The following is a 13143-nucleotide window of genomic DNA, read 5'->3' as shown; positions in this document are numbered from 1 at the left end:
GTCATGTTCACTGCCTAATCTCAGGTCGTTCGAGAGTCACTGTTTCAGGAGACATCGAGACAGCGCACTGGGGGGTGCGCGCAAGGGGGAAGCGGGGGCGGCGGGCCGGGGGGCCCGCTGTCAGCCCCCGGGGGGTTTGGCCATCGCCGCCTGGGGTTGCGGCATGTCTGTGGGGGACGCTGTGTATACCTCTGTGTTCATTTCTGTCATTTCGCTTGCGCTCTTCGGGATAGCCGCCTTCACGCTCTGGTGGCAGATGCACGCCTGGCGGACGCCCGAGGTGCTCGCCTCCACCCGTTTCGACCGCCCCGACGGAGAGGGCCGGCTGGCCTTCTCGCTGCTGCTGCCCGCCCGGCACGAGCAGGCGGTCCTGGAGCACACCATCGACCGGCTCCTGGAATCGAGCCACACCGACTACGAGATCATCGTCATCGTCGGGCACGACGACCCGGAGACCGCCGCCGTCGCCGAACGGGCGGCCGCCCGCGATCCGGCCCGCGTCCGGGTCGTCGTCGACCACCACGAGACGAAGAACAAGCCGAAGGCCCTCAACACCGCCCTCCCGTCCTGCCGCGGTGACATCGTCGGTGTCTTTGACGCCGAGGACCAGGTCCACCCCGAGCTGCTCGCCCACGTCGACCACGCCTTCCGCTCCACCGGCGCCGACGTGGTCCAGGGCGGGGTCCAGCTCATCAACTTCCACTCCAGCTGGTACAGCCTGCGCAACTGCCTGGAGTACTTCTTCTGGTTCCGCTCCCGGCTGCACCTGCACGCCGAGAAGGGCTTCATCCCGCTCGGCGGCAACACCGTCTTCGTGCGCACCGAGGTGCTGCGCGAGGCCGGCGGCTGGGACCAGAACTGCCTCGCCGAGGACTGCGACCTCGGGGTGCGGCTGTCGTCGGTCGGCAAGAAGGTCGTCGTCGCCTACGACTCCGACATGGTCACGCGGGAGGAGACGCCGGGCTCGCTGATGAGCCTGCTCAAGCAGCGCACCCGCTGGAACCAGGGATTCCTCCAGGTGTACCGGAAGAAGGACTGGCAGCAGCTGCCCGGGCGCGGTCAGCGCTGGCTCGCCCGCTACACGCTGATGACGCCCTTCATGCAGGCCGCGTCGGGTGTGATCATCCCGCTCAACTTCGCCATCGCGGTCTTCCTCGACGTGCCGGTCGGGATCGCGATCATCACCTTCCTGCCCATGATCACGGCGATGGTGACCTTCGTCTTCGAGATCGTCGGCCTGCACGACTTCGGGCGTCAGTACGGCCTGCGCGTCCGCTTCGTGCACTACGTCAAGCTCGTGGTCGGCGGCCCCTTCTACCAGGTGATGCTCGCGGGCGCGGCGATCCGCGCCGTCTGGCGCGAGCAGCGCGGCCGCAACGAGTGGGAACTGACCAGCCATACGGGCGCCCACCTGACCGGGGCGACCGCCGCCACCGCGATCCGAGAGGACAGCATCCAGTGACCGCCACCCTGCCCACGGCCACTGATCCCCAGCCCGAGACCGGAAACGAGACCGGGACGGCCGCCGCCACCGCCACGGCCGCCACCGCCACGACCGCCGCCGCCACGGCCGCCACCGCCACGGCCACCGCCACCGCCGCCGCGGCCACCGTCCCCGCTCAGCGGCGCAGCCCACTCGCCCCTGCCCGGCCGCTCGTGCGCTTCCGCTCCTCCCGCCCCGACCTGCTGCTGTGCGGCGCCCTGCTGCTCGTGATCGTGCTCGTCCAGGGCTGGAACATCACCGACTTCCCGACGCTGAGCGACGACGAGGGCACCTACCTCGCCCAGGCGTGGGCCGTCCAGCAGGGCGACGGCCTCGCCCACTACACGTACTGGTACGACCATCCGCCGCTCGGCTGGATCCAGGTCGCGGGCCTGACGTACCTGCCGTCCCTCTTCGTGCCCGAGTGGATGACCGTCGCGCCGATGCGGTTCTCGATGCTCGCCGTCTCCGCCGCCAGCTCCGTGCTGATGTACGTCCTCGCGCGCCGGCTGTGGCTGCCGCGCTGGGCGGCCGGGCTCGCGATGGCCCTCTTCGGGCTGTCCCCGCTGTCCGTCGTCCTCCAGCGCGAGATCTTCCTCGACAACATCGCCGTGATGTGGATCCTGCTGGCCTTCTGCCTCGCCGCGTCACCCAGCCGCCACCTGTGGCACCACTTCGGGTCCGGGCTGGCGGCCGCCACCGCCGTGCTGACCAAGGAGACGATGCTGGTGGTGCTTCCGGCGCTGCTGGTGACGATGTGGCGCCACAGCCACCGGGACACCCGCAAGTTCGCCGTCACCGGGGCCATCACCGCCTGCACGCTGATCGGGCTGTCGTATCCGCTGTACGCCCTGCTCAACGGCGAGTTGCTGCCCGGCTCCGGCCACGTCTCGCTCCTCGACGGCATCGCCTACCAGATGGGCCGCGAGGGCTCCGGCTTCATCCTCACCCCCGGTTCCGGCTCGAACGGCGTGTTCCGGTCCTGGCTCTACTACGACACCGTCCTGCCGCTCGGCGGGCTGGCCGGCGCCGTCCTGCTGCTGGCCACCATCCGCTGGTCCGTCACGGCCCGCGCGCTCGCCGGCCCCGCGCTCGCCGCCGTCATCCTCGCCCTCGTCGCGATGCGGCCCTCGGGCTACCTGCCGGCGATGTACGTGATCCAGGCGATGCCGTTCCTCGCCCTCGTCCTCGCCGGGGGCGCGGCCAGCATCACGCACGCCGTGCTGCGCCGCCGCCGCGGCCCCGGGGAGCGCGGGGCGCGGGTGTGGGCGCGCTGGGCGGTGCTCGGCGTACTCGCCGCGTCCGCCGCGGTGTACGTACTGCCGCGCTGGTACGACGGCAACCGCACCGCGCTCACGGTCGACGCGAACGCCCCGTACCGGCAGGCCGCGGCCTGGCTCGGCAGCGAGGTCGCCGACCCCGCGCACACCCGGGTGCTGCTCGACGACGCGCTGTGGCTGGACGCGGTGAAGCACGGCTTCGAGCCGGGGCTCGGCGCCATCTGGTTCTACAAGGCCGACCTGGACCCCGCCGTCACCAAGACCCTGCCGCGCGGCTGGCAGGACATCGACTACGTGGTCTCATCGCCCACCGTGCGCCGTGACGCGGTGGACCTGCCCAACGTGAAGGGCGCGCTGGAGCATTCGACCGTGGTGGCCGTCTTCGGGTCGGGCGAGGACCGCATCGAGATACGCAGGACCGACGGCGCCCCCGACCGCGGGGGCCGAGCCGACCGCACGAGTGGGAGCTGAGTCACCATGAGCGAGGACCTGTGGTCCCTCCATGCCCCGGTCGATGCGGAGCTCGCCGCTCCGCAGGCCCTGACCGGCAGCGTCACCCTCATCATCCCGACCTTCAACGAGTCGGGGAACGTGGCGGAGCTGCTGCGCCGGCTCGGTGACGCGCTCCCCGACCACCTGCCCTGCGAGGTGCTGTTCGTGGACGACTCCACGGACGACACCCCCGCCGTCATCGAGAAGGCCGCCGCCGACCACCCCTTCCCGGTGTCCGTCCTGCACCGGGAGGTGGCCGACGGCGGTCTCGGAGGCGCGGTCGTCGAAGGGCTGAGGCGGGCGGACACCGACTGGATCGTCGTCATGGACGCCGACCTCCAGCACCCGCCCCACCTGGTGCCCGAGCTCGTCGGCGAGGGCGAGCGCACCGGCGCCGACCTCGTCGTCGCCTCCCGCTACATCAGCGGCGGCAGCCGGGCCGGACTCGCCGGGAGCTACCGCATCGCCGTCTCCCGCGGCGCGACCTGGCTGACCAAGGGGCTCTTCCCGCGCGCGCTGCGCGGCATCAGCGACCCGATGAGCGGCTTCTTCGCGATGCGCCGCTCGGTCGTCACGGCGGACGCCCTGAAGCCGCTCGGCTACAAGATCCTGCTGGAGCTGGCGGTGCGCTGCCGCCCCGGCACGGTCGCCGAGGTGCCCTTCGTCTTCCAGGACCGGTACTCCGGGCAGTCCAAGTCCACCGTCCGCGAGGGCATGCGCTTCCTCGCCCACCTCGCCTCGCTGCGCTCCGCGACCCCGCTGGCCCGCATGATCGGCTTCGGGCTGATCGGGCTCTCCGGTTTCGTCCCGAACCTGGCCGCGCTGTGGATGCTCACCCACGCCGGGATGCACTACCTGCCCGCGGAGATCGTCGCCAACCAGGCGGGGGTGCTGTGGAACTTCCTCCTCATCGAGACCCTGCTCTTCCGCGAGCGGCGCCGGCACCGCCACTGGGCGGACCGGGTCGGGCGCTTCGCCCTCCTCGCCAACGCCGATCTACTGCTGCGGATCCCGCTGATCGCCGTGTTCGTCGCGAAGTTCGGGATGGAGGTGCTGCCCGCGACCGCTCTCGCGCTGGTCACCACCTTCGTCCTGCGGTTCGCGGCCACCGAGGCCCTCGTCTACCTGCCGCGCCCCTCGCGCACGGCAGGGCGCCACACCAGGAGTTGAGCCGCACAGAAGGGAACCTTTCCATGCGTCTGAAGATCCGGCGGAGGGCCGGGCGGCGGGCCGCCCTGCTCGCCGTCGGGGCGATGACCGCGGGCCTGCTGCTCACCGCACCGCAGCAGGCCACGGCCGGTCCGCCCAATCTGCTCTCCAATCCCGGTTTCGAGACCGCCGGCGCCGCCGGCTCCGACATGCCGTCCTGCTGGTCCAAATCCGGCTGGGGCGACAACGACTTCAGCTTCGCCACCGTCACCGACGCGCACAGCGGCACCAAGGCGATGAAGGTCTCGCTCACCCGCCGGGTGGACGGCGACCGCAAGGCCCTGGTCACCGAGACCAGCACCTGCGCCCCGGCCGTCACGCCGGGCAAGCAGTACGACCTCTCCGCCTGGTACAAGTCGAACACCCCGGACGTCTCGGTGACGGTGTTCCGGCGGGAGGCCACGACCGGGGCCTGGCAGTACTGGACCGACCTGCAGAATCCGCCCGTCAGCGCCGCGTGGGCCCGTACGGAGGTCCGTACGCCGGCCGTCCCGCCCAACACCGACAAGATCGCATGGGGCCTGTCGGTCTACGGGGTGGGCACCCTCACCTCCGACGACTACGCGGTGGAGGAGGTGGGCGCGGTCCCGCCGCAGCCGGCCTGCTCGGGTACGGCGGAGGAGTGCGCCAAGGGCAAGTGGGAGGTGATCCCGGCCAAGAACCCGGTGCGCTCGATGCACGCCGTCGTGCTGAAGAACGGCAAGGTGCTGCTGATCGCGGGCTCGGGCAACGACATCGCCCAGTTCAACGCGGGCACCTTCACCTCGGCCGTCTACGACCCGGCGAACGGCAGCTTCAAGACGATTCCGACGCCGGTGGACATGTTCTGCGCGGGCCACGTGCAGCTGTCGGACGGCCGGGTGCTGGTGATGAGCGGTAACAAGGGCTATCCGTCGGCCGACGGGAAGATCGGCTACCAGGGGCTGAAGGACAGTTACGTCTTCGACCCGACGACCGAGAAGTACATCAGGACCAACGACATGAACGGCGGGCACTGGTACCCGTCGGCGACGCTCCTCGGCAACGGTGACGTGATCTCCTTCGGCGGGCTGAAGGAGGACTCCACGGGCAACGTGACCGCGGAGAAGTTCTCGGCGGCGCAGAACAAGTGGCTGCCGATGAACGAGGTCAACCAGACCTGGTCGTACTGGGGCCTGTACCCGTCGATGATCCTGATGCAGGACGGGCGGCTCTTCTACTCGGGCAGCCACACCTTCGGCAACGGCACCCCGGGTACGGGCGCCTCGGTCTACGACTACGACGCCAACACCATCACCGACGTGCCCGGGCTGCGCAACAAGGACCAGCGCGACGAGTCGGCGAGCGTGCTGCTGCCCCCGGCCCAGGACCAGCGGGTCCTGACCATCGGCGGCGGCAACAACGAGACGAACCCGGCGGCGAACCGGCTCACCGACATCATCGACCTGAAGAAGCCGAGCCCCGCCTACACGGCCGGCCCCGACCTCCCGCAGGGCCTGGTCGACACGGGCACGGGCAAGCGGCCGCAGACCGGGGCCGAGGGCAAGATGTACGTGTCGGCCGTGCTCCTGCCGGACGGCAAGGTACTGGAGACCGGCGGCGGCCTGCACGACCGGGCCGACCCGGTCTTCGAGGCGTCCTTCTTCGACCCGACGACCAACACCTACCAGGCGGGCCTCGCCACCGACCCGATCCCGCGGACGTACCACTCGGCGTCCTTCCTGATGCCGGACGGCCGGGTCATGTCGGTCGGCGACAACCCGGGCAACGGCACCTACAACCACAACGTGTCGATCTACACCCCGCCCTACCTCTTCAAGGGCGCCCGCCCGCAGATCACCTCGGTGATCGACACGCAGTGGGTGTACGGGGACACGCAGCGGATCACCGTCAACCGGCCGATCGCCAAGGCGGAGCTGATCCGTCCGGCGGCGGTCACGCACTCCTCGGACCCGAACCAGCGGTTCGTGGACCTGCCGATGACCGTGGTCAACGGCACCACCATCGACCTCAACGTCACCAGTAACCCCAACCTGGCGCCCCCGGGCTGGTACATGCTCTTCGCGGTCGACGCGAACGGCGTCCCGTCGATCGCGACCTGGGTGCACCTGGGCGGTCCCTCCGCGCTGGCGGCCACTCAGGAACAGCCGTCCGCGCACGAGCACACCTTCGCGGACAAGCTGGGCCCCGCGAAGCAGAACCCGGCCCGGCGGGACTCCGTCCCGGTCCCGCCGAGCGTGGCCGGCTGCGACCGGCACTACGGCACGGTCAACGTGTGCGTGCCGACCCGCTTCCCGGCGGAGGTGAAGGAGACGACCAAGGCCCGCTGCGACTGGCTGGCCTCCCACCAGTACCCGAAGCGCCTGAAGGTCAACGGCAGCGACCCGCTGCGCCTGGACCCCGACCGGGACGGCTACGCCTGCTGAACCCAGGGCCGCCGGACCAAGGGAAGGGGCCCGGCCGCACCTGCGGCCGGGCCCCTTCCCGCGCTGGTGCTCAGTGCTGGTACGCGGCCAGGGAGATACCGACGTAGTGGGCCACGAAGGCCGCGAGGGTCAGGGAGTGGAAGACTTCGTGGAAGCCGAAGAAGCGGGGTGAGGGGTTCGGCCGCTTCATGCCGTAGATGACCCCGCCCACGCTGTAGAGGAGGCCGCCGACGATCACCAGGACCAGGACCGCGATGCCGCCGGTGCGCATGAAGTCGGGCAGGAAGAAGACCGCCGCCCAGCCCATGGCTATGTAGCACGGGGTGTAGAGCCAGCGCGGGGCGCCGACCCAGAAGACGCGGAAGGCGATGCCGACGGCGGCCGCGATCCACACCGCCCACAGCAGGGTGCGTCCGGTGGAGGGCGGGAGCAGCAGGACGGTCAGCGGGGTATAGGTACCCGCGATGATCAGGAAGATGTTGGCGTGGTCCAGCCGCCGCAGGACGGCCTCGCCGCGCGGTCCCCAGGTGCCGCGGTGGTACACCGCGCTCACTCCGAAGAGGAGGCAGGCGGTGAGGACGTAGACCCCGCAGGCCACCCGCGCCCGGGTCGAGTCGGTGAAGGCCATCAGCACCAGGCCCGCGACGACCACGGCGGGGAACATCCCGGTGTGCAGCCAGCCGCGCATCAGCGGCTTTTCCTCCAGGGCGGTCTCGGCGGCCTCCAGGGCCTGGACGACCGGGGAGGCCTCGGCGGCCGGGACGGCGGCGTCAGAAGTCATGCACGCCATGCTACCTACGGGTCCGTAGGTTTCCGTTGGTCGTCTTTACGGAAGATTGACGGACGTGGCAATGCTCACGTGAGAGGCCCTCTGGACATATGCGCACACGCACCGGATGATCAGATGAGTGCGGTCGACACCGGATGAGCGGAGCGCGAAGCGTCCGGGTCGCAGCCCCCACGGGGCCAACACCAAACACACCCCTCAACAAGGAGCAATCGTGGCGCGCGACAACGCGGCTCCCACCAGTCCGACTCTCCCCACCGAGCACGCAGAGCTCATCTCCTGGGTGGACGAGATCGCAGCCCTCACCCAGCCGGACCGCGTCGTCTGGTGCGACGGCTCCGAGGGCGAGTACGAGCGCCTGTGCGAGGAGCTCGTCGCCAAGGGAACGTTCAAGAAGCTCGACGAGACGAAGCGCCCGAACTCGTACTACGCCGCCTCCGACCCCTCCGACGTCGCGCGCGTCGAGGACCGGACCTTCATCTGCTCCGAGAAGGAGGAGGACGCGGGCCCGACCAACCACTGGAAGGCCCCCGCGGAGATGAAGAACATCTTCGCCGGCGAGAACGGCATCTTCCGCGGCTCCATGAAGGGCCGGACGATGTACGTCGTCCCCTTCTGCATGGGCCCCCTCGGCTCCGAGCTCTCCGCCATCGGCGTCGAGATCACCGACTCCGCCTACGTCGCGGTCGCCATGCGCACCATGACCCGCATGGGCAAGCCCGTCCTGGACGAGCTCGGCACCGACGGCTTCTTCGTCAAGGCCGTCCACACCCTCGGCGCTCCGCTCGCCGAGGGCCAGGCCGACGTGCCGTGGCCGTGCAACACCACCAAGTACATCTCGCACTTCCCCGAGACCCGCGAGATCTGGTCCTACGGATCCGGCTACGGCGGCAACGCCCTGCTCGGCAAGAAGTGCTACGCCCTGCGCATCGCGTCCGTCATGGCCCGCGACGAGGGCTGGCTCGCCGAGCACATGCTGATCCTCAAGCTCACCCCGCCGCAGGGCGAGGCGAAGTACATCGCCGCCGCCTTCCCCTCCGCCTGCGGCAAGACGAACCTCGCCATGCTGGAGCCCACGATCCCCGGCTGGACCGTCGAGACCGTCGGTGACGACATCGCCTGGATGCGCTTCGGCGAGGACGGTCGCCTGTACGCGATCAACCCCGAGGCCGGTTTCTTCGGCGTCGCGCCCGGCACCGGCGAGCACACCAACGCCAACGCCATGAAGACGATGTACGCCAACACCGTCTTCACCAACGTCGCGCTCACCGACGACGGCGACGTCTGGTGGGAGGGCATGACGGAGGAGACTCCCGCCCACCTCATCGACTGGAAGGGCAACGACTGGACCCCGGAGTCGGACACCCCGGCGGCCCACCCCAACGCCCGCTTCGCCGTCCCGGCCTCCCAGTGCCCGACGATCGCCCCCGAGTGGGAGGACCCCAAGGGCGTCCCGATCTCCGCGATCCTCTTCGGTGGCCGCCGCGCCTCCGCCGTGCCGCTGGTCACCGAGTCCTTCGACTGGAACCACGGCGTCTTCATCGGCTCGAACATCGCCTCCGAGAAGACCGCCGCCGCCGAGGGCAAGGTCGGCGAGCTGCGCCGCGACCCCTTCGCCATGCTGCCGTTCTGCGGCTACAACATGGGTGACTACATGGCCCACTGGGTCAAGGTCGCCGCGGACAAGGACCAGTCGAAGCTCCCGAAGATCTACTACGTGAACTGGTTCCGCAAGAACGACGCGGGCACGTTCGTGTGGCCCGGCTTCGGCGAGAACAGCCGCGTCCTGAAGTGGATCGTCGAGCGCCTCGAAGGCACCGCCGAGGGCGTCAAGACCCCCATCGGCATCCTTCCGACCGCCACGTCCCTGGACACCGACGGCCTGGACCTGCCGGCCGAGGACCTGGAGTTCCTCCTCACGGTCGACAAGGAGGTCTGGCGCGAGGAGGCCGCCCTGGTCCCCGAGCACCTGAACACCTACGGCGACCACACGCCGAAGGAGCTGTGGGACCAGTACCACGCGCTCGTCGAGCGCCTGGGCTGAGCCAGGCCGCGCCCTGAAGAAGGGCCAATGAACGTGGGAGCCCCCGACCAAGCGGCGCCCACCGCTGTGGGAGCCCCCGACCAAGCGGTTCCCACCGCAGCACCGACCTGTCCGGGGCGTCCGCGCTCCTCCAGGCAGGTCGTGTGCGTCTGACGGCGGGCCTCTGCTTTCGCGGAGGCCCGCCGTTACGCGTTCCCCGGAGCGGCGGTCAGCTTCCCGGAGCGGCGGTCAGCGCCGAGTGGATCACCGCGCCCAGTTGCTCGGGCAGCCCTTCCGGGGTGCGGTTCTGCACGTAGATCACGGCGAAGACCGGTCCGGACACCAGCGCGTGGACGAGGGCCACGTCCGGGGCCGTACGCAGTTCCCCGCGCGCTACCGCCCGGTCCAGGAGGTGCCCGATGCCCAGCTGCTGGCGGGTGACGAGGGTGTCCTGGAAGCGCGCGGCCAGCTCCGGCGAGCTGTTGATGTCGCCCATCAGTCCCGGGATCGCGGCCGCCGCGGCCGGGTTGGTCAGGTGGTCCACGATCTCCTGGACCAGCGCGACCAGGTCCCCGCGCAGGGTCCCGGTGTCCGGCGGGTCGGGCAGGTCGACCCCGTGCACGGCCGCGGCGAAGACCATCTCCTGCTTGGTGGCGTGGCGCCGGTAGATGGCGGCCTTGCCGATCCGGGCGCGCTCGGCCACCGCGTCCATGGTGAGACCGGCGTACCCGACCTCCGCCAGCAGTTCGCGGGTGGCGGTCAGGATCGCCTCGTCCACGCGGGTGTCTCGGGGTCGTGCCATGCGGCCATGTTACGGTACCGTTAGTTTCGGAACTATCGGTTTCGTAAGGGGGCTGGGCATGGCCGTGCGCTGGGCTGGACGGATCCTGCTGTTCTTGGGAGTGCTGCATCTGGTGGTGCTGGGGGCGCAGAACACGCAATACCTCGGAGACTGGTTCACCGGCGCGCTGTGGGGCCAGCCGCGCGAGGAGTTCATCCACCCCGCCGGCGCGGCCGGCGCCTTCTGGGCCACGCTCGGCAGTTTCGCCGTCCCGCTGATCCTGCTCGGCGTCCTGGTCCTGCACCTCGCGCGGCGCGAGGTCACAGTGCCGCCGGTGATCGGCTGGGCCCTCGCCGCCTGGGGGCTCGTAGGCGCCGCGATCATCGAGCCGACGCCGATGATCCTGCTGCTGGTGCCGGCCGTACTGCTGATCCGGGCCGCGGCTCAGGACCGGCCCCGGTCCTCCAGGTAGGTCGTGTGCGTCTGCTGACGGCGATCCTCCGCCTCGCGGAGGGTCGCCGTCACCCGTTCCACCTCGTCGAAGAGCGCCGCCAGCTGCCGCTCCAGCTGTCGCTCGGGGGACTCGCCGCCCGGCGCCAGCCGCGCCCACCAGCGGGTCCGGTGGTAGGTGTCCACGCACTCCGGCACGTCCTGCCGGACCGCCCGGGACACCACGTGCACCGACTCCGGATCGGCGGCCAGGACGTCGGCCACCCACCCCGGGGCCAGCAGCGCCTCGTAGAACTCCAGGAGTTCGGCGAGCTTGCCCCCGGCGGCCGGCGGCAGCTCCACCTCGGCCACGTACGCGCGCAGCCGCCCGAAGTCCTCCCGTACGACGCCGAGTCGCTCGGCCGGGTCCGGAACGTGGGGCGGCGCCACCCGCTCCGGCGGGGCGATCAGCGCGCCCGCCCCGTACAGCCCGGCGACCACCACCGGCCAGTACGCGCCGGCCACCCCGGCGAAGGTGAGGGCCAGGCCGGCCACACCGCAGGCGGAGCCGGTCAGGTTCTTCTTCGACTCCAGGTAGCCGAGCGCCCGGCCGGCCGCGCCGGCCGCGCCGGCCCTATTGGTAGCCACGGATCTCCTCGAAGGCTCCGGCCAGCGAACCGTTCCCTCCGGTGGCGTCGAAGAGCCGCCCGCCGGTCAGTTCGGTGATGTGGGTGAGCTCCTTGCGGTCCGAATCGCCGAACAGCACCGCGAAGACCGGCGTCTGCTTCTGCGCCCCGGGCAGGGCGGCGTAGAAGGAGTCGAAGTGCTTGGCCCCGACCCCCTCGGTGTTCTCGCCGTCCGTCATCAGCACGATCGAGGTGAACGCGTCCCCGCCGCCCTTGCCGAGCTGCTGGTACGCCGCCTCCAGACTGCCGTAGATCGCGGTGCCCCCCTCCGGTTCCAGCGCCTTCACGTCGCCCCGGATCGCGTCCAGGGACGGCCCCGGATTGCCGGGCTCGACGACGTGCGTCCTCACGTCCTTCACCTTGGACCCGAAAGGCAGCAGCGTCACCTCCTCCCGGTCCCGGAACCGTTGCCCGGTACCCGAACTGCCGGTGCCCGTCAGATCGGTGAGCGCCGACTTCAGCCGCCCGATGCGGTCCTCCTCGCTCATCGAACCCGAGGTGTCCAGGACGTACACCGCCCGCGAGGGCCGGCGCAGTTCGTTCTCGTACGAGGCCAGCAGCCCGTCGGCGACCGACCGCGAGCCGGGGAAGGGCAGCTCGCGCCGCTTGTCCGCGTCCAGCCCGGCGCCCGGCGTCACCCCGGCCGCGACCGGGCGGCGGAAGGTCTGCTCGGTGATCGCCTTCTGCGCGTCGGCGCCGCGCAGGTACTCCGTCAGCGCCTGCCCCGCGTCGCGGGCCCCCTGCGGGGCGGAGGTCAGCAGGGTCAGCGGGTAGTGGGCCGTGACCACGCCGTCGCGCGGCCGGATCACCGTCAGCGGAGCCTTCGCGTCCCTGTTCATGGACAGCAGCACCGACTCGTAGTTCACCAGCGCGTCCACGTCCCCGCGCTTGGCGTAGGCGGTGGCGAGCCAGCCCGAGGAGCCGGACGTCAGCTTCTGCCCGGCGAAGAACTCCTTCAGCCGGGGCGTGGCCGCCCTCACGTCCGCGTCGCTCAGCGCCGCCTGCGCGCCCGACAGCCCCGAGGCGACCGAGATCAGCGCGGAGAAACCGGAGTTGGAGCGCACCGGGTCGGTCATCCCGTACGTCAGCTTCCCGGCGGCGACGGCCTCGTGCACCGCCGGCCAGGTGACCTCCCCGGGCTTCCAGCCGAGCCGGGCCAGTGCCTCCGGCTTCACGCCGAGGGCGACGGGCGAGGACATCACCGGGGTCTCGTTGGAGAGCTTCCCGGCCGCCTCGGGCCGCAGCCGCAGGTAGTCGTTGGAGGAGAGCCAGATCGCGTCGTACGTCCCGTCGGCCTTCCCGGAGGCGACCTGCTCGACGGCGTCGAGCGTCCCGGACCAGGTCAGCTCGACGCTCACCGCGGTCGCGGCCTTGGCGGCCTTCAGTACGGGCTCCATGTCGGCGAGCTCACTGGAGGCCAGCACCCGCAGGGTGCCCTCCTTGTACGCGGACTTCTCGGGCCCGGCGGGAGCATCGGCGGTGCAGCCGCTCGCGCCGATGACCAAAGCGAGCACGAGGCCGCCCATATAGCCTCGCCGGCGTTTGAGGCGGAGCCCCAGCAGCGGCGC

The 13143-nt window shown here is 70.8% G+C and carries 10 protein-coding genes; 6 read left to right on the top strand and 4 right to left on the bottom strand.

Annotation, left to right across the window (positions count from 1 at the left end; genetic code table 11):
* The first annotated feature begins 163 nt into the window (after nucleotides 1-163).
* Genes ACZ4TV_RS26410 through ACZ4TV_RS26395 form a run of 4 tightly spaced genes read left to right on the top strand, consistent with a single transcriptional unit; the run spans nucleotide 164 to nucleotide 6869 of the window.
* On the top strand, nucleotides 164-1462 hold the full coding sequence (locus tag ACZ4TV_RS26410; protein WP_468137419.1) for a glycosyltransferase: 1299 nt from the start codon (nucleotides 164-166) through the stop codon (nucleotides 1460-1462).
* Nucleotides 1459-3234, top strand: a complete 1776-nt coding sequence (locus ACZ4TV_RS26405) for an ArnT family glycosyltransferase (RefSeq protein WP_468137417.1) — start codon at nucleotides 1459-1461, stop codon at nucleotides 3232-3234. Before ACZ4TV_RS26410 ends, ACZ4TV_RS26405 begins: the two co-directional genes overlap by 4 nt.
* A gap of 6 nt (nucleotides 3235-3240) precedes the next feature.
* Nucleotides 3241-4425, top strand: coding sequence for a glycosyltransferase (locus tag ACZ4TV_RS26400; protein WP_468137416.1), 1185 nt, complete (start codon nucleotides 3241-3243; stop codon nucleotides 4423-4425).
* Between the two features lie 23 nt (nucleotides 4426-4448).
* Nucleotides 4449-6869, top strand: a complete 2421-nt coding sequence (locus ACZ4TV_RS26395) for a galactose oxidase-like domain-containing protein (RefSeq protein ID WP_468137415.1) — start codon at nucleotides 4449-4451, stop codon at nucleotides 6867-6869.
* 70 nt (nucleotides 6870-6939) lie between these two features.
* Here ACZ4TV_RS26395 and trhA read toward each other — a convergent pair whose 3' ends face one another.
* On the bottom strand, nucleotides 6940-7659 hold the full coding sequence (trhA, locus tag ACZ4TV_RS26390) for a PAQR family membrane homeostasis protein TrhA (protein WP_468137413.1): 720 nt from the start codon (nucleotides 7657-7659) through the stop codon (nucleotides 6940-6942).
* Between the two features lie 211 nt (nucleotides 7660-7870).
* Here trhA and ACZ4TV_RS26385 point away from each other — a divergent pair, with 211 nt between their 5' ends.
* A complete protein-coding gene (locus tag ACZ4TV_RS26385) occupies nucleotides 7871-9700 on the top strand; it encodes a phosphoenolpyruvate carboxykinase (GTP) (protein ID WP_468137412.1) in 1830 nt (609 codons plus the stop codon).
* A 208-nt stretch (nucleotides 9701-9908) separates the two neighbouring features.
* Here the strand turns inward: ACZ4TV_RS26385 and ACZ4TV_RS26380 are convergent, their stop codons facing one another.
* Nucleotides 9909-10481, bottom strand: a complete 573-nt coding sequence (locus ACZ4TV_RS26380; protein WP_468137411.1) for a TetR/AcrR family transcriptional regulator — start codon at nucleotides 10479-10481, stop codon at nucleotides 9909-9911.
* 58 nt (nucleotides 10482-10539) lie between these two features.
* Here ACZ4TV_RS26380 and ACZ4TV_RS26375 point away from each other — a divergent pair, with 58 nt between their 5' ends.
* Nucleotides 10540-10932, top strand: a complete 393-nt coding sequence (locus ACZ4TV_RS26375; RefSeq protein ID WP_468137410.1) for a DUF6463 family protein — start codon at nucleotides 10540-10542, stop codon at nucleotides 10930-10932.
* Here the strand turns inward: ACZ4TV_RS26375 and ACZ4TV_RS26370 are convergent.
* Both ACZ4TV_RS26370 and ACZ4TV_RS26365 read right to left on the bottom strand, forming a co-directional pair.
* Nucleotides 10905-11537: a hypothetical protein gene (locus ACZ4TV_RS26370; protein ID WP_468137409.1), complete on the bottom strand. Its 633-nt coding sequence runs from the start codon at nucleotides 11535-11537 to the stop codon at nucleotides 10905-10907. The two genes, ACZ4TV_RS26375 and ACZ4TV_RS26370, sit on opposite strands and share 28 nt — an antisense overlap.
* Nucleotides 11524-13101 (bottom strand): substrate-binding and vWA domain-containing protein, encoded by a 1578-nt coding sequence (locus ACZ4TV_RS26365; RefSeq protein WP_468137467.1) that lies wholly within the window; start codon nucleotides 13099-13101, stop codon nucleotides 11524-11526. The genes ACZ4TV_RS26370 and ACZ4TV_RS26365 overlap by 14 nt, the downstream gene beginning before the upstream one ends.
* Nucleotides 13102-13143: the final 42 nt, after the last annotated feature.

The organism is Streptomyces sp. NPDC028910, assembly GCF_055564955.1.
This window is presented reverse-complemented; position numbering and strand designations above follow the sequence as displayed.

Coding starts and splice junctions, on each gene's coding strand:
- ACZ4TV_RS26410 (WP_468137419.1), top strand. CDS start 164: ATGTCTGTGGGGGACGCTGTGTATACCTCTGTGTTCATTTCTGTCATT.
- ACZ4TV_RS26400 (WP_468137416.1), top strand. CDS start 3,241: ATGAGCGAGGACCTGTGGTCCCTCCATGCCCCGGTCGATGCGGAGCTC.
- ACZ4TV_RS26395 (WP_468137415.1), top strand. CDS start 4,449: ATGCGTCTGAAGATCCGGCGGAGGGCCGGGCGGCGGGCCGCCCTGCTC.
- trhA (WP_468137413.1), bottom strand. CDS start 7,659: ATGGCGTGCATGACTTCTGACGCCGCCGTCCCGGCCGCCGAGGCCTCC.
- ACZ4TV_RS26380 (WP_468137411.1), bottom strand. CDS start 10,481: ATGGCACGACCCCGAGACACCCGCGTGGACGAGGCGATCCTGACCGCC.
- ACZ4TV_RS26375 (WP_468137410.1), top strand. CDS start 10,540: ATGGCCGTGCGCTGGGCTGGACGGATCCTGCTGTTCTTGGGAGTGCTG.
- ACZ4TV_RS26365 (WP_468137467.1), bottom strand. CDS start 13,101: ATGGGCGGCCTCGTGCTCGCTTTGGTCATCGGCGCGAGCGGCTGCACC.